The organism is Klebsiella sp. YJ (assembly GCF_002108615.1).
GTDB lineage: Bacteria > Pseudomonadota > Gammaproteobacteria > Enterobacterales > Enterobacteriaceae > Klebsiella > Klebsiella planticola.
Genome location: NZ_MTEG01000015.1, coordinates 20682 through 39851, shown reverse-complemented (window position 1 = coordinate 39851; position 19170 = coordinate 20682). Strand labels below are relative to the sequence as shown.

Annotated in this window: 20 protein-coding genes; 3 read left to right on the top strand and 17 right to left on the bottom strand. The window is 55.6% G+C overall.

Annotation, left to right across the window (positions count from 1 at the left end; all coding sequences use genetic code 11):
* The first annotated feature begins 84 nt into the window (after positions 1–84).
* Complete coding sequence (gene ldtC / locus BV390_RS16665) at positions 85–1047, top strand: L,D-transpeptidase LdtC (protein WP_032688335.1); 963 nt, start codon at positions 85–87, stop codon at positions 1045–1047.
* A 214-nt stretch (positions 1048–1261) separates the two neighbouring features.
* Here ldtC and bhsA read toward each other — a convergent pair whose 3' ends face one another.
* Positions 1262–1519 (bottom strand): multiple stress resistance protein BhsA, encoded by a 258-nt coding sequence (bhsA, locus tag BV390_RS16660; RefSeq protein ID WP_004860548.1) that lies wholly within the window; start codon positions 1517–1519, stop codon positions 1262–1264.
* Positions 1520–1768: 249 nt separating this feature from the next.
* Between bhsA and BV390_RS16655 the strand changes: the two genes are divergently transcribed.
* On the top strand, positions 1769–2404 hold the full coding sequence (locus BV390_RS16655; protein ID WP_032688336.1) for a TetR/AcrR family transcriptional regulator: 636 nt from the start codon (positions 1769–1771) through the stop codon (positions 2402–2404).
* A gap of 244 nt (positions 2405–2648) precedes the next feature.
* On the top strand, positions 2649–4835 hold the full coding sequence (locus BV390_RS16650; RefSeq protein ID WP_032700297.1) for a TonB-dependent siderophore receptor: 2187 nt from the start codon (positions 2649–2651) through the stop codon (positions 4833–4835).
* Between the two features lie 55 nt (positions 4836–4890).
* Here the strand turns inward: BV390_RS16650 and BV390_RS16645 are convergent, their stop codons facing one another.
* The 16 genes from BV390_RS16645 to acpP form a co-directional block, all read right to left on the bottom strand.
* Positions 4891–5430: a glycine zipper 2TM domain-containing protein gene (locus BV390_RS16645; protein ID WP_048619515.1), complete on the bottom strand. Its 540-nt coding sequence runs from the start codon at positions 5428–5430 to the stop codon at positions 4891–4893.
* 254 nt (positions 5431–5684) lie between these two features.
* Positions 5685–6989: an NAD(P)/FAD-dependent oxidoreductase gene (locus tag BV390_RS16640; protein ID WP_032688338.1), complete on the bottom strand. Its 1305-nt coding sequence runs from the start codon at positions 6987–6989 to the stop codon at positions 5685–5687.
* Positions 6990–7229: 240 nt separating this feature from the next.
* A complete protein-coding gene (gene ycfP / locus BV390_RS16630; RefSeq protein WP_032688339.1) occupies positions 7230–7772 on the bottom strand; it encodes an alpha/beta hydrolase YcfP in 543 nt (180 codons plus the stop codon).
* 26 nt (positions 7773–7798) lie between these two features.
* Positions 7799–8821, bottom strand: coding sequence for a beta-N-acetylhexosaminidase (gene nagZ, locus BV390_RS16625; protein WP_085397121.1), 1023 nt, complete (start codon positions 8819–8821; stop codon positions 7799–7801).
* Between the two features lie 20 nt (positions 8822–8841).
* The gene (gene thiK, locus BV390_RS16620) at positions 8842–9660 is read right to left on the bottom strand and encodes a thiamine kinase (protein ID WP_032695740.1); all 819 of its coding nucleotides are present in this window, start codon (positions 9658–9660) and stop codon (positions 8842–8844) included.
* Positions 9641–10276 carry a penicillin-binding protein activator LpoB gene (lpoB, locus tag BV390_RS16615; RefSeq protein WP_162180106.1) on the bottom strand — a complete coding sequence of 212 codons (636 nt, stop codon included), beginning with the start codon at positions 10274–10276 and terminating at the stop codon, positions 9641–9643. Before lpoB ends, thiK begins: the two co-directional genes overlap by 20 nt.
* Before the next feature lie 21 nt (positions 10277–10297).
* Positions 10298–10672, bottom strand: a complete 375-nt coding sequence (locus BV390_RS16610) for a YcfL family putative periplasmic lipoprotein (RefSeq protein ID WP_015584643.1) — start codon at positions 10670–10672, stop codon at positions 10298–10300.
* 3 nt (positions 10673–10675) lie between these two features.
* Positions 10676–11032 carry a purine nucleoside phosphoramidase gene (gene hinT, locus BV390_RS16605; protein WP_004860530.1) on the bottom strand — a complete coding sequence of 119 codons (357 nt, stop codon included), beginning with the start codon at positions 11030–11032 and terminating at the stop codon, positions 10676–10678.
* Positions 11033–11377: 345 nt separating this feature from the next.
* On the bottom strand, positions 11378–12811 hold the full coding sequence (gene ptsG, locus BV390_RS16595) for a PTS glucose transporter subunit IIBC (RefSeq protein WP_004860526.1): 1434 nt from the start codon (positions 12809–12811) through the stop codon (positions 11378–11380).
* A gap of 303 nt (positions 12812–13114) precedes the next feature.
* Positions 13115–13900 carry a metal-dependent hydrolase gene (locus tag BV390_RS16590; RefSeq protein WP_004860525.1) on the bottom strand — a complete coding sequence of 262 codons (786 nt, stop codon included), beginning with the start codon at positions 13898–13900 and terminating at the stop codon, positions 13115–13117.
* A 10-nt stretch (positions 13901–13910) separates the two neighbouring features.
* On the bottom strand, positions 13911–14915 hold the full coding sequence (holB, locus tag BV390_RS16585) for a DNA polymerase III subunit delta' (protein ID WP_032688342.1): 1005 nt from the start codon (positions 14913–14915) through the stop codon (positions 13911–13913).
* Positions 14912–15553 carry a dTMP kinase gene (tmk, locus tag BV390_RS16580; protein ID WP_032688343.1) on the bottom strand — a complete coding sequence of 214 codons (642 nt, stop codon included), beginning with the start codon at positions 15551–15553 and terminating at the stop codon, positions 14912–14914. The genes holB and tmk overlap by 4 nt, the downstream gene beginning before the upstream one ends.
* Complete coding sequence (yceG, locus tag BV390_RS16575; protein ID WP_032688344.1) at positions 15543–16565, bottom strand: cell division protein YceG; 1023 nt, start codon at positions 16563–16565, stop codon at positions 15543–15545. The genes tmk and yceG overlap by 11 nt, the downstream gene beginning before the upstream one ends.
* A 2-nt stretch (positions 16566–16567) precedes the next feature.
* Entirely contained in the window at positions 16568–17377 is an 810-nt protein-coding gene (gene pabC, locus BV390_RS16570; protein ID WP_032700304.1) for an aminodeoxychorismate lyase, read from the bottom strand.
* Between the two features lie 132 nt (positions 17378–17509).
* Positions 17510–18751, bottom strand: a complete 1242-nt coding sequence (fabF, locus tag BV390_RS16565; RefSeq protein WP_032688347.1) for a beta-ketoacyl-ACP synthase II — start codon at positions 18749–18751, stop codon at positions 17510–17512.
* An 88-nt stretch (positions 18752–18839) separates the two neighbouring features.
* On the bottom strand, positions 18840–19076 hold the full coding sequence (gene acpP / locus BV390_RS16560) for an acyl carrier protein (protein WP_000103754.1): 237 nt from the start codon (positions 19074–19076) through the stop codon (positions 18840–18842).
* Positions 19077–19170: the final 94 nt, after the last annotated feature.

Below are 19170 nucleotides of genomic sequence, written 5' to 3'. Positions count from 1 at the left end.
TTTGCAATTCACCAGGGTTTCCCCACAGAGACCCGCGCGATAATCCCCGTCTGTTTCCTCATAAAAAATAACCACTTATTTATTATGGCTACTTTCGTATCGCGTTTTTCACTGTGGCTGGCAATGGCGGCCGTTGCTGGCGTCCTGGCCCTCCCTGCCCGCGCCAATACCTGGCCCTTACCGCCTTCAGGTAGCCGCCTCGTCGGGCAAAATCAGTTTCACGTCGTCCAGAATGACGGCGGTTCGCTGGAGGCTATCGCCAAAAAATACAACGTGGGCTTTCTGGCATTGCTTCAGGCAAATCCCGGCGTCGATCCTTACGTTCCGCGTGCCGGCAGCGTACTGACCATTCCGCTGCAGACTCTACTGCCGGAAGCGCCGCGCGAAGGGCTGGTAATCAACCTCGCCGAGCTTCGCCTCTACTACTACCCGCCGGGGAAAAATGAGGTCACCGTCTACCCTATTGGTATCGGCCAGTTGGGAGGGGATACTCTTACTCCGACGATGATCACCACCGTCTCCGACAAGCGCGCAAATCCAACCTGGACGCCGACGGCGAATATTCGCGCACGGTATAAAGCGATGGGAATAGAACTCCCGGGCGTGGTACCTGCCGGGCCGGATAACCCGATGGGGCACCATGCTATCCGCCTTGCGGCCTACGGCGGCGTCTATCTGCTGCACGGCACGAATGCCGATTTTGGCATCGGAATGCGCGTAAGCTCCGGCTGTATCCGCCTGCGCGATGACGACATCAAAACCCTGTTTAACCTCGTTACCCCAGGGACGAAAGTCAATATTATCAACACGCCAGTAAAAGTCTCCGTGGAGCCTGACGGCAGACGTCTGGTGGAAATCCATCAGCCGCTGTCCAAACACTTAAATGACGATCCGCAGACGCTGCCAATAGTCCTGAATAGCGAGATGTCGGCGTTTAAGCAGGCCGCGCAGACCGATCAGACGGTGATGGATCGTGCGATGGTGCTGCGTTCGGGTATGCCGATTGACGTTACCCGTCATCACAATGCTGGCGAACAGTCATTGTAAGTGCTTAGACAGAAATAAAAAAACCGCCCCGGGGGGCGGTTTTTTTATGGGATAACAAACGGGGTAAAACGATAGTGCGACGCTTCGCGGTTTCATAAAGGGGTGAAAACCGCGTCACGTAAGTGGCATAACAGGGAACAACTTACTGCTCGCGGCCTGATAAAGGGGTCAGGGGTCGCGTTTTGTCAGTGGCATGACAGGGGTAAAACGAAACTTATTTGTAGATAACCGCAGTGCCATGCAGGGTGTTTGGACCCGTTACTGAGGTGATACGGAAAGAGGTGGCGCCCATTTCTTCCGCTTTCTGCGCCAGCTGGTCTTCCAGCGAGCCCAGGTTTGTCCCGGCGGAGGCAGAAACGGTACCGATTTTGTGTTGGCCGGCAGGTGTGGACTGCACTTCAACAGCCGCGAAGCTGGCGAAAGAAAGAGAGCTCAGCACGGCGGCAAGCGTCAGCGTTTTGATGTTTTTCATGATTATTATACCTATGCAGATGATTTTTTTAGTAGGGTCGCAAGAATTAACTTAACGATCGATAGGTAAATAATAATGTGACCTATATCACACGTCAATGAATTTTTATAACGATCGTTTATTTATTTATAAACAACTTAAAATTCATACATATATGAATTATTTATTTTTGCGGGTTCAGCGCTGGAAGGTTGTAAGGTTTATTTTTATAATGCCTCTTCAACAAACCAACATAGGTACAGCGGCATCATGACAACTGACGTTCAAAGTTGCACAAAAAAAAGCCGTGGCCGACCCAAAGTGTTCGACAAGGAAGCGGCGCTGGATAAGGCTATGGCACTTTTCTGGCAGCACGGCTACGAGGCAACTTCTCTTGCCGATCTGGTGGAGGCGACCGGGGCAAAAGCACCGACGCTGTACGCTGAGTTCGTCAACAAGGAAGGGTTATTTCGCGCGGTTCTGGATCGCTATATTTCACGTTTTGCCGCCAGACACGAAGCGCTGTTGTTTGCCGAAGAAAAATCAGTTGATCAGGCGCTGCGAGACTATTTCACCGCCATTGCCACCTGCTTTACCAGTAAAGACACGCCGGCAGGCTGTTTTATGATCAATACGTCCGCGGCGCTGGCGGCATCATCTACCGCGATCGCCAATACCATTAAGTCGCGGCACGCGATGCAGGAACAAACGCTGACCCAGTTCCTCCAGCAGCGGCAGCTGCGCGGCGAACTGCCGCAAAACGGCGATGTGCGACAGCTGGCGCAGTTCTTAAACTGCGTGTTGCAAGGGATGTCCATCAGCGCACGCGAAGGGGCTGATTTCACCAGGCTGATGCAAATCGCCGATACCACCCTGCGGCTGTGGCCGCAAATCCTCCAGCACTAATCTGCGCTTCCCCGGTGACAATCGCCACCGGGTTTTCCCCTGTCTTTCCTGATTAACCCCAGTTTTACTCATGTTTTCACACTGTTACGTATCAATTTTGTTGTAAATGATATTGATAACAATAATCACTACGTGCAAAATCCGCTTTTAAGTTTTTCTGCTTATTTCCATCTGTAACAACCGATGCGCCCGCATCGAACACTAAAAACAACATGACTGCAGTTAACTCATAAAAGGAATGCGTATGAACAAGCGTCTCTGGGTGCTTAACCCACTGCTGCTGGCCACCGCCCTGCCCGCCTTTGCCGCGCAGGCGGAAGAAGAAAACATTATCGTTAGCGCCAACCGAACTCACCGCACCGTCGCCGAAATGGCGCAAACCACGTGGGTTATCGAAGGTCAGGAGATAGAACAACAGGTTCAGGGAGGAAAGGAGTTCAAAGACGTCCTGGCCCAGTTGATTCCCGGAATTGATGTCAGCAGCCAGGGACGAACCAACTACGGAATGAACATGCGTGGACGGGCCATCGTGGTGCTGATCGACGGCGTTCGCCTCAACTCTTCCCGTACCGACAGCCGTCAGCTCGACGCTATCGACCCGTTCAACATTGAGCATATTGAAGTCATCTCCGGCGCCACTTCGCTGTATGGCGGCGGCAGTACCGGCGGCCTGATCAATATCGTGACCAAAAAAGGGCAGCAGGAACGCCAGGTGGATCTGGAATTAGGCGGCAAAAGCGGATTTGCCAACAGCAACGATCACGACGAACGCGTGGCGGCGGCGGTCAGCGGCGGCACCGACCATGCTTCCGGACGGTTATCGGTGGCTTATCAGCGCTTTGGCGGCTGGTATGATGGCAATAACGATGCGCTGGTCCTCGATAATACGCAGACCGGCCTGCAGCACTCGGATCGCCTCGATGTCATGGGCACCGGCACCATCAACATCGACGATAACCGTCAGCTGCAGCTGGTGACGCAATACTATAAAAGCCAGGGCGATGATTACGGCCTGTATCTCGGCAAAAACATGTCGGCCGTCACCGGTGAGGGCAAAGCCTATACCACCGACGGGCTTAATTCCGACCGCGTTCCTGGTACCGAACGGCATCTGATTAGCCTGCAATACTCCGATGCCGATTTCTATGGCCAGAATCTGGTCAGCCAGATCTATTATCGCGACGAGTCGCTGACCTTTTACCCCTTCCCGACGCTCACCAAAGGTCAGGTCAGCAGCTTCTCCTCATCTAAACAGGATACCGATCAGTACGGTGCGAAGATTACCCTCAACAGCCAACCGCTTGACGGCTGGGATCTGACCTGGGGGCTGGATGCCGATCATGAGACCTTTAATGCCAACCAGATGTTCTTCGATCTGAACACTTCGATGGCGTCAGGCGGCCTGCACAACGAGTCTATCTACACGACAGGACGCTACCCGGGCTATAGCATTACAAACCTGGCGCCGTTCCTGCAAAGTAGTTATGACCTGAATGATATTTTCACCCTGAGCGGCGGCGTGCGCTATCAATGGACGGAAAACCGGGTTGATGATTTTGTCGGCTACGCCCAGCAGCAGGATGTCGCCAGCGGCAAAGTGAACTCGGCCGATGCCATCCCGGGCGGTAAAACGGATTATGATAACTTCCTGTTTAACGCCGGTATTGTCGCCCACCTCACCGACCGCCAGCAGACCTGGTTTAACTTCTCGCAGGGCGTCGAGCTGCCGGACCCGGGTAAATACTATGGTATCGGCAAATACGGCGCGGCGGTCAACGGCAACTATCCCCTGCTGTCGAGCGTCAACGTGGGTGATTCGCCGCTGCAGGGGATCAAAGTCAACTCCTACGAACTGGGCTGGCGTTACACCGGCGATAACCTGCGCACGCAGCTGGCGGCATACTACTCCACCTCGGACAAAACCATTGTCGTTAACCGCACCGATATGACGATCGACGTCCAGTCCGACAAGCGGCGTATTTACGGCGTGGAAGGGGCCGTCGATTACTTCTTCCCGGATAGCGACTGGAGCACAGGTGCGAACTTCAACGTGCTGAAATCTCAGGTGAAGAGTGACGGTAGCTGGCAGAAATGGGATGTGACTCTCGCTTCGCCATCTAAAGCCACCGCCTGGGTCGGCTGGGCGCCGGATCCGTGGTCGCTGCGCGTGCAAACCCAGCAGGTATTCGACCTGAGCGATGCCAGCGGTAATAAGCTCGACGGCTATAATACCGTAGACTTTATCGGCAGCTATGCGCTCCCGGTGGGCAAACTGACCTTCAGCATCGAGAACCTGCTGAACGAAGACTATGTCACCATCTGGGGACAGCGCGCCCCGCTGCTCTATAGCCCGACCTACGGCAGCAGTTCACTGTATGAATACAAAGGTCGCGGCCGTACCTTTGGCCTGAACTACGCCGTCAGCTTCTGATAAAAAAAGCCCCTCAGCCTGAGTGCAGGAGGGGCAAATAACAGTCACGTCTTTTTTACGCTTTGTTGTTGAGGACCAGCTGGCCGTTACTGTCCAGCGGAATCTGCGTCCCGGGATCGTGTTCCATGCGGATTTTTCCCTGCTGTTCGCCAATTTTGTAGGTCACATCGTAGCCCAGCATTTTATCCGACTTGTCATACACCGTTTTACAGCGCTGCTGCGTGGTGGTGTAGGTATCCCCTTCCTGCATCGAACCCTGAATCTGGTTACCGGCGTAACCGCCGCCCAGAGCGCCCACGACGGTCGCCACGCTGCGACCACGACCGCCGCCAAACTGATGGCCGATGACCCCGCCGGCAACGGCGCCAAGAACGGAGCCGGCGATGCGGTTTTCATCCTGCACCGGACGACGATGGGTCACGGTGACGTTACGGCATTCCTGACGCGGAGTTTTTACGGTCTCTTTTATCGGTGTACTGGACACCACTTGCGCATATTGCGGGCCACGATCTAAGACGTTAAGACCAGCGACAGCTGCAACACCCAGCGCGGCAGCCACGCCAATCCCTATACCCGCCAACATTGATTTATTCACGGGGTATCCTCCCTTGTTGCTGATAGAAACAATTTTGCTATCGACCCGGGGACCTTGCAAATGAGAAAGCGGATGAAAAATGCGGGGAAAAGCGGCAAACGGAGTGGATTCAGAGGAATCCGAGATGTTATGCGCGAAATGGCAGACAGAAATTCTGTCATTGAGCCGGCAAGGAGATTGCCGGCTCAATGTTCACCTTGTTACCATCCCAAACGGGCCTGGCGGCACAATCCGGGAACGAGGCAAACAGACTATCAGTGCAGCTTCAGACGGGGACGAATGATGCGGTTGATGCGCCCTACCAGCATCATCAGACCGGTCTTGCAGTAGCCGTGCAGCGCAATCTGGTGCATACGGTACAGAGAGATATACACGAAACGCGCAATACGTCCTTCGACCATCATGGAACCGCGCATCAGGTTGCCCATCAGGCTCCCCACGGTCGAGTAGTTGGAGAGCGAAACCAGCGAACCGTGATCTTTATAGACGTAGGGCTTCAGCGGCTTGTCTTTCATCTGCGCCAGAATATTATTCAATGCGCAGGTCGCCATCTGGTGAGCCGCCTGGGCGCGCGGTGGCACAAATCCACCTTCCGGACGCGCGCAGGATGCGCAGTCGCCGATCGCATAAATATCCGGGTCGAGCGTCGTTTGCAGCGTTGGCTGAACCACCAGTTGGTTAATACGGTTGGTTTCCAGACCGCCGATCTCTTTCATAAAGTCCGGCGCTTTGATCCCCGCCGCCCAGACCATCAGGTCGGCATTAATGAACTCGCCGTCTTTGGTGTGCAGACCGTTGGCATCGGCGCTGGTCACCATGGTTTTCGTCAGGACGCGTACACCAAGCTTTGTCAGTTCATTGTGAGCGGCGCTGGAAATACGTGGCGGCAGCGCAGGAAGAATGCGCTCACCCGCTTCAACCAGAGTCACGTTCAATGCCTCGTTAGTCAGCCCTTTGTAACCGTAGCTGTGCAGCTGTTTCACCGCGTTGTGCAGCTCAGCGGAGAGCTCAACGCCGGTAGCCCCGCCGCCCACGATCGCGATATTGACTTTGCCGTTGGCGCCGAGGTTAGCCGAGTATTTCAGGAACAGGTTCAGCATTTCCTGATGGAAACGGCGTGCCTGGTGCGGGTTATCAAGGAAAATACAGTTCTCTTTGACGCCCGGAGTATTAAAGTCGTTAGAGGTACTGCCCAGCGCCATCACCAGCGTGTCGTACGGCAGCTTACGCTCGGCGACCAGCAGCTCGCCCTTCTCGTCACGCAGCTCGGACAGCGTAATGGTTTTCGCTTCACGGTTAATATCCGCCACTGAACCCAGCTGGAACTGGAAACCGTGGTTGCGGGCGTGGGCCAGATAGCTCAGCGCATCGACGCCTTCATCGAGCGAACCGGTCGCCACTTCATGCAGCAACGGCTTCCACAGATGGCTATGATTACGATCCACCAGCGTGATTTTCGCTTTTTTGCTACGCCCCAGCTTTCTCCCCAGCTGAGTCGCCAGTTCCAGTCCACCGGCACCGCCACCTACGATTACGATTTTTTTCAATGGTGTAGTCACGAGACCCCCTAAAAATATTAACCAATTGTTAATTAAAAGTTATATAAATAGCTCTTATTTAACAACAAGTTACAGCAGTGAAACCATTCAGCGAAATTGAGAATACCATGAACGGGTCATTGGTCATACCAAAATTGATATGCATCAAGTTTTACCGCCTGTTTTTTAACCATGCCATCACTGGCGCCATAAAAAAAGCCCGCCGTATTCACATACGGCGGGCCGGAGTCCAGGAACGGTTCAGCCTAGCGTCTTAAAGGCTTTTATCCGCTGCAGATGGGGGGAGATGTTTTTGAATTTGTGGGTCTGCTCATTATCCCAGATGATTTCATAGTAGTGATGCAGCAGGTCAGCAGAACGCTGGCTGTCCAGCGCTTCGTCCTGGCGGGAGAGTATCACCAGACAACGATCGCGGTTTTTCTCGCGGAAGTTGTTGACGCACTTGGTCCCGATATCAGCATACTCTTCAGGCCTGTCGATCTTACCTTCCATGTTTTCTGCGGGAAACAGATTGGGGTTAAAAATGGCCTGACGCACATCGCAAAGGAAACCGATCCGTTCCGCCCAATAGCCGCCCAGACCGACGCCGCAAATCAGCGGCCGATCGTCAGTATTAAGCTGCAGCATTTTATCGACTTCTTTTAACAAGTGCTGCATATCATGTTTTGGGTGCCGCGTGCTGTAGCTTATCAGACGCACATCGGGATCGATAAACTGCAGCTGCAGCACTTTCTCATGGTTTCCGGGACTGTTTGAGTCAAAACCGTGTAAATAGATAATCATCGCATCCTCACCAGACTTCAGGTCAATTACGCAGACTTCGCCTCTTGCCAACGCGCGTGGAGCTGCTCCAGCTGCGCATTAACCGTCTTCCAACGGGCAGAATCCCTTAACTCCTGACGGGTAAATGAACCTTTATGATACAATTTCGTAACACGCTCTGCTTTGATCGGCGACAGGTTATCCAGCACGCTGACCGTACCCTTACGATTATTGCAGACCAGGATCATATCGCAACCTGCATCCAGCGATGCCTGCCCACGTTCGGCATAACTGCCCATGATCGCTGCCCCTTCCATCGACAGATCGTCAGAGAAAATGACCCCGTCGAAACCCAGCTCACCGCGCAGCACCGTCTTCAGCCAGTGCGCTGAACCACTGGCCGGGCGCGGATCCACATCGCTGTAGATAACGTGGGCAGGCATAATGGCATCGAGACGATTTTCCGCCACCAGGGTGCGGAAAACCGCCATATCCCGGGCCCGAATCTCAGCTTCAGCGCGCGGATCTCGCGGCGTCTCTTTATGCGAATCCGCGGTCACGGCACCGTGTCCCGGGAAGTGTTTCCCGGTGGTTTTCATCCCCGCCTCGTGCATACCGTCGATAAAGCGGCGGGCGATGGCCAGCGCTTTATCCGGATCGTCATGATAAGCGCGTTCACCGATCGCGGCACTGATGTGGCCGACATCAAGAACCGGCGCAAAGCTGATATCGATATCCATCGCGATCATCTCGCTGGCCATCAGCCAACCGGCCTGAGCCGCCAGCGCGCCGCCCTCTTCCATCCCCAGCAGCGCAGCAAAAGATTGCGCGGCCGGCAGTCGGGTAAACCCCTCGCGAAAGCGCTGTACGCGCCCGCCTTCCTGATCGACGGCCACCACCAGATGATTGCGCGAAGCCTCGCGGATCTGGCGCACCAGTTCCCGCAGTTGGGCCGGATCGTGATAGTTGCGGGTGAATAAAATCAGCCCGCCCACCAGCGGATGGGCGAGAATCTCACGCTCTTCCGCATCCAGTTCAAACCCTTCGACATCCAACATTACCGGACCCACACTGACCTCTCTTATCCTTTTCATTCTTTGTCTAACTGACACCATGTTTCATCTGCCAGCGTGATAAATTGCCGGTCGCCGGTCTGCTGCCAGCGGCGTTCATACCAGCCCGCCATCAGCAATATGACCCAAGGACGCCAGCGTTGTACCTGCCGCCACAGCAGCCGCTCATCAATACGCGCCAGCCGGGCATATGCGGTGACCAGCTGGCGATGCGCCGCCGGCGCAATCCACACCGCGGCCAGCTCCAGCGCAATGTCGCCATCGCCCGCATATTCCCAGTCGATCAACCGCAGCCCCGCTTTCGTATGGACAATATTGCCGGCATGCACATCCATATGTAACGGCGCCAGCCGCAGAGGACGAGGCTCGCCGCGCTGCAACAAACGTTTATGCCAACGCAGCCACAGCGGCGTACGCCGCGCAGGATCACAGGCCAGCCAGTAGCGTTCAAGCAGCGGCGCCAGCGCCACATACCAGCCCAGACGCGACTGCCGGTGCAGATGATACAATAACCCTGCCAGCTGCGGGCACTCCGGAAGCGTGCTTTTCATCTCGCCATCGCAATATTCCGCCACCAGCCAGCCCGGCGAATAAAAAAGCGGCGCGGGGACGACGGTCTTCGGCAGGCGAGACAGGGTGCGGTACTGGCGGAGGAAATCACGAGCGGGAGCGTCGGGGTCGTGCGGCTGGCGCAGGACCAGCCGCCGGACGCCGTCGCTGATAATACAGCTGCCGCCGCTCAGGCCATTCTGGCCCAGGCCGGCGACAGGTGAATAGCGGGGGAAAAAGCGCGACAACACCTCATCGCGCGTCAGTTTACTGTTGCTGAACGGCACCTTTACCTGACCAAATAATCTCGCCAGTCTGCACCAGCATCAGCTGCATTTTCAGCTCAGGTGAATTGACGTTGCCGGTCGCATTCGAGTACAGCACGTACTGAGCTCCCACGGTACGGGCAATCCCCATCGCTTTGCTGCGGCTGCCGAGACTATCCTGAGGGGATAAACCCAGCTGCTGTTTTGCCACTCCCAGCTGCTGGGCAGACACCAGCGTAAATTTGCCATTGCCGCTCAGGGCATTGCGCAACGCCGTCGTCGCCTCTCCGGCGTTCAGCGTGCCGTTGGTGCGGTTATTCACACTGTCGACCAGCAGAATACTGCCCGCATTGACGCCGCCCGCCTGCAGCATTTGCCCCACCATCGGCTGTACCGCCGCATTCCAGTCATAATGACGCACGCGCGGCGCTGGCTGTGCCGGCTGCTGCTCGTGTTCAATCGGCCCTGGCTGCTCCGGAATAGTCGGAACCGTAGGTACGGTTGGCACCGTCGGCTGCGGCTGCGCGGGCTGGGTTGGCTTCGGCTGCGCCTCCTCAACGGGAGCGGGCTCCTGACGTTGCCCCACGCACCCGGCAAGGAATATCGCCAGTGCCGTGATTAACGCGTAGCGACACATTTTAATCATTACAATTACCCCTTACAGATAAAGATACAGGCGGGCCTTATGTGCCCCCAAAATATTTGCGCTACCGTACAAGGTGACAGAAGAGTGCGCAGGCACCGTGATACTCCGGGCCGGCTCCAGCGGATGCATTTCCAGTCCTCTGGCGTCATACCAGAAGAAGCGGTAATGCACGGTGATCGGTTCCTGTCGTTCATTAAACAGTCTGGAGGTGGCGGTTGCCTGAATCTCTGAGGCCGTGACCTCTGGCGCATCGGCGCTGATGCCCGCCGCCAGCACGTTGGATTCCATCACCAGAGTCTGCTGTTCACCAACGGGGATTTCCGCATGGGAACCGCACCCGACCAGGAGCACAGCCGCCAGAAGCGGGCCGAAATGAGCTGCGCGCATCGATTAACCTTTGTGAGCCAGCATCGGGCCTAGCGGGCGACCGCCCAGCAGGTGCATGTGGATATGGTAGACTTCCTGGCCGCCGTGGCGGTTGCAATTGACAATCAGACGATAGCCATCATCAGCAAGACCTTCATCACGCGCAATTTTTGCCGCAACGGTCATCATGCGCCCCAGCGTCAGTTCATGTTCAGCGGTCACATCGTTGACGGTAGGAATCAGGATATTGGGGACAATCAGAATGTGGGTCGGCGCCTGCGGGGAAATATCGCGAAAAGCGGTCACCAGTTCATCCTGATAAACCATATCCGACGGGATCTCCCGGCGAATGATTTTGCTAAAAATCGTTTCTTCTGCCATGACTGATTCCTTATTAATTTTTATACCGTGCTCTGGCCTGCCTCTGCAGATAAACGCGGATGCACAGGATTCGCCTAAGAGTATGAGCGAGTTACTCCCTCTCTTTCAACCCGAATGCGCTTTTTCTTATGTCGCGACGGTGATAGCTGCTGATGGATTAATCATATTGCGGCTTCAGGCTTTGCGCCGGGCTCGCTTAAGGGCCTTTTTGGCACCACCGCGGGTATCAAAGGCTGATGCCCACATCTCTTTTATGCCTTAATACGTACCCCGGATTTCAGCCGGCAGATTGAGAACAATAAAAAAGGCAGCCATTCGGCTGCCTTAGTCTCCCCACATCACGACTTAGTTGCTGCGGATGTACTCATCCATTTCAGTTTTCAGGTTATCGGATTTGGTCCCGAAGATGGCCTGAACGCCTGAACCTGCAACAACCACACCGGCAGCGCCCAGTTTTTTCAGGCCAGCCTGATCAACTTTCGCTACGTCGGCCACGCTGACGCGCAGACGGGTGATGCATGCATCAAGGTTAGTGATGTTGTCTTTACCGCCGAACGCTGCAATCAGTGCCGGAGCCATTTCGCTGGTCGCACCGGCTTTGCTGTCTTCAGTCGTATCTTCACGACCCGGAGTTTTCAGGTCCAGTGCTTTAATCAGCACGCGGAAGATAACGTAGTAGACGATGGCATAGCAGATACCGACGATCGGGAACAGCCACAGTTTGCTGCTGTTACCAGACAGTACGATAAAGTCGATCAGACCGTGAGAGAACGACGTACCATCACGCATACCCAGCAGGATACAGATCGGGAAGGCCAGACCGGCAAGAATAGCGTGGATAACGTACAGAATCGGCGCAACGAACATGAAGGAGAACTCGATCGGCTCGGTGATACCGGTCAGGAACGAGGTCAACGCTGCGGAGATCATGATACCGCCCACTTTCGCGCGGTTTTCCGGCTTAGCGGAGTGCCAAATCGCGATAGCAGCAGCCGGCAGACCGTACATTTTGAACAGGAAGCCGCCGGACAGTTTACCCGCAGTCGGGTCGCCTGCCATATAACGAGGGATATCGCCGTGGAAGACCTGACCTGCCGCGTTGGTGTATTCGCCAATCTGCATCTGGAAAGGAACGTTCCAGATGTGGTGCAGACCAAACGGTACCAGGCAGCGTTCGATGAAGCCGTAGATACCGAACGCCACAACCGGGTTCTGGTATGCCGCCCACTGCGAGAAGGTCTGGATAGCAGTACCGATCGGTGGCCAGATGAAGGAGAGGATCACGCCGGTGAAAATAGCGGCGAGACCGGAGATAATCGGAACAAAACGCTTGCCCGCAAAGAAGCCCAGATATTCAGGCAGCTTGATGCGGTAGAAGCGGTTGAACATGTACGCTGCAATCGCACCAGAGATAATACCGCCGAGTACGCCGGTATCAGCCAGGTGTTTGGCCGCAATTTCTTCAGCAGGTAAATGCAGAACCAGCGGTGCAACGACCGCCATGGTTTTCACCATGATGCCGTAAGCAACAACGGAAGCCAGCGCAGATACGCCGTCGTTATTGGTGAAGCCAAGCGCCACACCGATAGCGAAGATCAATGGCATATTGGCAAAGACTGAACCGCCTGCTTCTGCCATAACGTGGGAAACAACGGCTGGCAGCCAGCTGAAGTTAGCGGAACCGACGCCCAGCAGGATACCTGCGATAGGCAGCACGGAGACCGGCAGCATCAGCGATTTACCGACCTTCTGCAGGTTAGCAAATGCATTCTTAAACATAATTGAGAGTGCTCCTGAGTATTTGGTGCTTTTTACGTTTTCACGCATTGGCACGGGGGGAGAACCGTGCCGTGGACAGGACATCTAAGCGCCCTTTATTTATTACACAGAGTAAAATAATTGACGGAATCATTGTTTGACGGCTATCACGTTTCAATCAGTCAGCGTTGAAAAATTTACACCAACTTACATAATCCGTTTCTGGATGTTGCAAAAAACCCTTCACCGCCCATTTTGTGGCGGTGAACTTTACTCGCTTTACCTATTAATTACGAGCCTTAAAATAATAGAAAGATCGGCAGGTTACAGTCTGGCGGGGTCAATGTGGAACAGGCTGGCGAAATTTTGCGTGGTCTGTTGCGCCAGCTGCTCAAGCGAAACCCCCTTCAGTACCGCCATGTATTCCGCAACATCGCGTACCATTGCCGGCTGGTTCTCTTTGCCGCGATGCGGGACCGGTGCCAGGTACGGCGAGTCGGTTTCCACCAGCAGGCGGTCGAGCGGAACATAGCGCGCGGCATCGCGCAGCTGCTCGGCATTACGGAAAGTGACGATCCCGGAAAACGAGATATAGAAACCCATATCCAGCAATTTACCTGCCGTCTCCCTGTCCTCAGTGAAACAGTGTAGTACGCCACCGCAATCCGTCACTTTTTCTTCCTGCAAAATGGCCAGCGTGTCGGCGCGCGCATCGCGGGTATGCACGATAACCGGCTTGTTTAACTCGCGGCCAATGCGGATATGATCGCGGAAGGAAGCCTGCTGGCGGGGTTTGGTTTCCGGCGTGTAAAAATAGTCCAGCCCGGTCTCCCCCATTGCGACAACCCCCTCTTCCGCCGCCAGCTTACGCAGCTCGTCAACATCGTACTCTTCATCCTGATTGAGCGGATGTACGCCGCAGGAGAAAACCACATTGTCGCGCGGTCCGACAAGCTCACGCATTCCACGGTATCCCGGCAGCGTCGTGGCCACCGCGAGGAAAAACTTCACGTCACGGGCCGCGGCTTTTGCCAGCACATCGTCCACGTCTTTGTGCAGCGTTTGATAATCCAGACCATCCAGATGGCAGTGGGAGTCGACTAAAAACATAATGTCTCGCTCAGAGGTGGGATACGGGAAGTACCGTCCCAGGTTGCAGGTAATGTTCCCAGCGCAGAAGGCGCTCGGTTAGCAGCAGTTCGCGGTTGACGCCAACCACGTTCAACAGCTGGTCGCGGCAGGCGCTGACGTCGCGGGCGATCGCCTGCAAACGGGCGGCAGGCAGGGCCTGCGCCAGCTGATTGACCAGCGTCCAGGCATCAGGGTTACTCACCAGCGTGATGCCCTGTTGCCGTTTTTGTGCATCCAGCAGCAGCGATGCCAGCCAGTGCAAACGAACCGCGGCCTGTTCGTGATTCAAAATCGGCAGCAGCGCCAGCCAGTCGCCGCTGCTTAAGACGCCAGCCAGCGTCTGGGTAAGCTGCTGCCGGGAAGCCCAGTGACTCTCCTGCAGCAGATCCAACGCCGCTGCTGGCGCATTCGCGCTCAGGCGCAGCGCAGAGAGCAGCGTCTCCTGAGGCATTGTCACCTCGCGCTCCAGCCACGCCAGCCCGTAGGACTCTGACGGCGGCGCGAGGTGATGGAGGCGACAGCGGCTGCGCAGCGTAGCCAGCAACCGCGCGGGTTCCTGACAGGCGAGGAAAAACCAGGTATTTTCCGGCGGCTCTTCCAGCGTTTTTAACAGGGCATTTGCCGCCGCATCCGTTAACAAAGCAGCATCGCCTGCCCACACCACTTTGGCGCCGCCAAGACGGGAACGCTCATAAAGCTTTTCGTTAACGTCACGCACAGCGTCAATACCGAGGGCGCTTTTGCCTTTTTCCGGCGCCAGGGTGTAGTAATCGGGGTGCGTACCAGCCTGCATCAACTGGCAGCTATGGCACTGCCCGCAGCTTTTATTTCCTTCCGGCTGTCGGCACATGAGATAACGGCACAGCGCGTAGATCAGCGCCTCCCCTCCCATGCCAGGCAATGCCTGAAGCAGTAACGCATGGTGACCCCGTCCAGCCTGATAGCCGGCGACTAATTGTTCAAATGACGGGCGTAACCACGGGTACCATTTCATGCGCTTTGCTCCGCGACCCACCGGCGGATAACCGCCTTGATATCACTTGCGACGGCTTCCAGCGACTGCGTCGCATCAATGGTGTGAATAGTCGGATCCTGTGCCGCCAGCTCAAGGTAGCGCGCCCGGGTACGATTGAAGAAAGCCAGCGATTCTTGTTCAATGCGATCGAGTTCACCGCGCGCGCGCGCGCGCTTCAACCCCACCTCCGGCGTCACATCCAGATACAGCGTCAGGTGCGGGCGAAAATTACCCAGTACCGCATCACGCAGCGTAGCCAGCATCGTCTGGTCGATACCGCGACCGCCGCCCTGATAGGCCTGGGTCGACAGGTCGTGGCGATCGCCGATGACCCATTGACCGCGAGCCAGAGCAGGTTTGATCACCGTCTCGACCAGCTGAACGCGGGCGGCGTAAAACATCAGCACTTCGGCTTTGTCATTAATGACTTCATCGCCGGTGGACTGGATATCCAGCACCAGGCTGCGCAGCTTCTCGGCCAGAATAGTGCCGCCCGGCTCGCGGGTAAACACCAGATCGCTGATACCTGATTCCTGCAGCGCCTCCACCACCAGATTGCGCGCGGTGGTCTTCCCTGCGCCTTCCAGGCCTTCGATAACGATATAGTTACTGCGCATTTTTTTCCTTAAGTACTTTCAGATAATCCTGCACCGAGCGGTTGTGGCTGGCCAGATTGGTGTTAAACGTATGCCCACCCTTACCATCGGCAACAAAATAGAGATAGGGCGTTTTCGCCGGGTGCGCCGCGGCGTTCAGAGAGGCTTCTCCCGGTGCGGCGATGGGCCCCGGCGGCATACCGCCGATCACGTAGGTATTGTACGCCGTCGGCGTCTCCAGATCTTTGCGCGTCAGCTTGCCAGTATAACTCTCCCCCATACCGTAGATAACGGTCGGGTCGGTTTGCAGACGCATGCCAGTCCGCAGGCGATTGATAAATACCGACGCCACGCGGTCGCGTTCTTCGGCAACCGCCGTCTCTTTTTCAATAATGGACGCCATGGTCAGCAGCTGGTTCTGATCTTTGTACGGCAGATTATCCATCCGCCCTTCCCAGGCTTTTTCGACCTGCGCGACCATCTTCTGATGCGCGCGCTTGAGGATCGCCACATCGCTGGTATGGGCGGTATACATCCAGGTATCCGGCCAGAACCAGCCTTCAACCCAATCCGCATGCTCGAGGTTAAGCGCCTGAGCGACGGTTTCGTAGCGGTCATCTGCCAGCGTATGTTTGATATACGGCGCATCGCGCAGCTGACGCAGGTAGTCGCTCACCCGCATCCCCTCCACAAAGCGCAGCGGGAACTGGGCCTCTTTGCCGCTGCCCAGCAGTTGCAGCATTTCCCGCACCGTCATGTCCGGCGTAAAGCGGTAGGTACCGGCTTTAAAGTGGGATAATTCAGGCTCAAGACGCAGCAGCCACTGGAATACGCGCGGCCGATTGATCACCTTATCGACATACAGCTGCTCACCCAGCGCCATGCGCCCGGTACCGGCCTCTAAGGTGAAGATCGTCTCTTCTTTAATCAGCAGCTTGCTCTGTGCAAGCTGACGAACTTTCCAGATGCCCGCGCCTGCAGCAATGCCCAGCACTACCAACAACAGCAGGATAAAACGTAACATTTTCTTCATGACTAACCAGACAGCTCACACAGTGGGGCTAAAAAATGATAAAGCTCTCGCGAGGACCAGCATGTCTCGTCCCAGCGGCGAACCGGTACCAGCGGCATCAGCGCATTGCATATCAGCACTTCATCGGCATCACGCAACGCCTCCGCACCCGCAGTGACTTCGACAACGCGAAACGGCGATTGTGCCAGTTGCGCGATGCAATGCTGGCGCATAATGCCATTGACCCCGGCATGATCGAGACGTGGCGTAAACACATCCATCCCCTTGCGCCAGAACAGATTCGCGGCACAGCATTCCGTAAGCCACCCGTCGCTGTCAAGAACCAGCGCCTCATCGGCGTCCGTCTGCTCAAGATGAGACCGGATCAACACCTGTTCCAGGCGGTTTAGGTGCTTCAGCCCGGCCAGCGCCGGATTACGTCCCAGCCGAACCGGGCTTAGCGTCAGCGCAACGCCGGTTTCTTGCCAGCGCGCATAATGCGCCGGATAAGCCGAAACGCTGAGGATACGTGTGGGAGCCTGACAGCTCGCGCCGCTGTAGCCGCGTCCGCCTGCACCGCGCGTCAGAATGACTTTAAGCACGCCGTCATCATGCGCCAGCGCCAGGTGCCGCATTTCCTCTTCCAGCGTTTGCCAGCGGGTGTAGGGAATCATCAGTTTTTCGCAGGCCTGCTGCAAACGGCGAAGGTGGGCTGGCAACATCTGTACTTTACGTCCCGCAATGCGTGCGGTGGTAAAGCACCCATCCCCAAACTGAATGGCCCGGTCATTAGCGGCCAGGGTGTCCCGTTCAATGCCATTAATCAAGAACATAGCGGCTCCTTATCGGTGGCCTGTCAGTGTCTCAGGATGAATTACGCAGGACAAGCAGAGAAAGCTGAAGAAAAAAGAAGGCCCGCATTTGATGCAGGCCTGAGTCAGGATTTAGCGGCAAGCGCGACGGGCTTAGATCTTTTTAAAGATCAGTGAACCGTTGGTGCCACCAAAGCCGAAGGAGTTACACAGCGCGTACTCCATACCGGAAACCTGACGCGCTTCGTGTGGAACGAAGTCCAGGTCACAACCCTCATCCGGATTATCCAGGTTGATGGTCGGCGGAACCACGCCATCGCGCAGCGCCAGGATGGAGTAGATCGATTCTACTGCTCCGGCAGCGCCCAGCAGGTGCCCGGTCATTGATTTGGTTGAGCTGACCATCACGCGGCTTGCGGCGTCACCGAAGACAGATTTAACCGCCTGCGCTTCTGCTTTATCGCCCGCCGGCGTCGAGGTGCCATGCGCGTTAACGTAAGCAATCTGGCCCGGTTCAATCCCTGCATCGCGGATGGCATTCACCATCGCCAGGGCCGCGCCGGCGCCATTCTCCGGAGGAGACGTCATATGGTAAGCATCGCTGCTCATACCAAAGCCGACGATTTCCGCGTAGATTTTCGCGCCGCGTTTTTTGGCGTGCTCGTACTCTTCCAGCACCACCATACCTGCACCGTCGCCCAGCACAAAACCGTCGCGATCTTTATCCCACGGACGGCTTGCCGCCTGCGGATTGTCGTTGCGGGTTGAGAGCGCACGCGCGGCGCCAAAGCCACCCACGCCAAGCGGGGTACTGGCTTTTTCCGCACCGCCGGCCACCATTGCATCAGCATCGCCATACGCAATCATACGCGCAGCCTGACCAATATTGTGTACGCCAGAGGTACAAGCGGTCGCGATAGAAATACTCGGCCCACGCAGACCAAACATGATGGTCAAATGCCCGGCCACCATGTTAACAATTGTAGACGGTACAAAGAACGGGCTGATCTTCCGAGGTCCGCCGTTGGTTAACGAACTGTGGTTTTCCTCGATCAGGCCAAGACCGCCAATACCGGAACCAATAGCGGCGCCGATGCGGGTTGCGTTCTCTTCCGTTACTTCAAGACCAGAATCCTGCATGGCCTGAACGCCAGCGACAATTCCATATTGAATGAAGGCATCCATCTTGCGCTGTTCTTTGCGCGAGATAATGTCATCACAGTTAAAATCCTTTACTAAGCCAGCAAATTTTGTTGCATAGGCGCTAGTATCGAAATGGTCGATCAGGCTGATGCCACTCTGACCGGCAAGGAGAGCTTTCCAGGTAGACTCTACGGTATTGCCGACAGGAGACAACATGCCCAGTCCGGTCACAACTACACGACGCTTAGACACGGTTGTCCTCCAGGGAGGGAAAATAGATTCTTGTGGGACAAAAAAAGATAAAACTCAGGCGGTCGAATGACCGCCTGGAGATGTTCACTTACGCCTGGTGACCGTTGATGTAATCAATGGCAGCCTGAACAGTGGTGATTTTCTCAGCTTCTTCGTCCGGAATCTCAGTATCAAACTCTTCTTCCAGAGCCATTACCAGCTCAACGGTGTCAAGAGAATCAGCGCCCAGGTCTTCAACGAAGGAAGCATTGTTGGTAACTTCTTCCTGCTTAACGCCCAGCTGTTCGCCGATAATTTTCTTAACGCGTTCTTCGATAGTGCTCATACTCTTAAATTTCCTATCAAAACTCGCTTTCGCGATGGTTTTCGTAGTGTATAAAATGTTGAAAAATTTGCAACTAAATCCCGGCAGGTCTTAC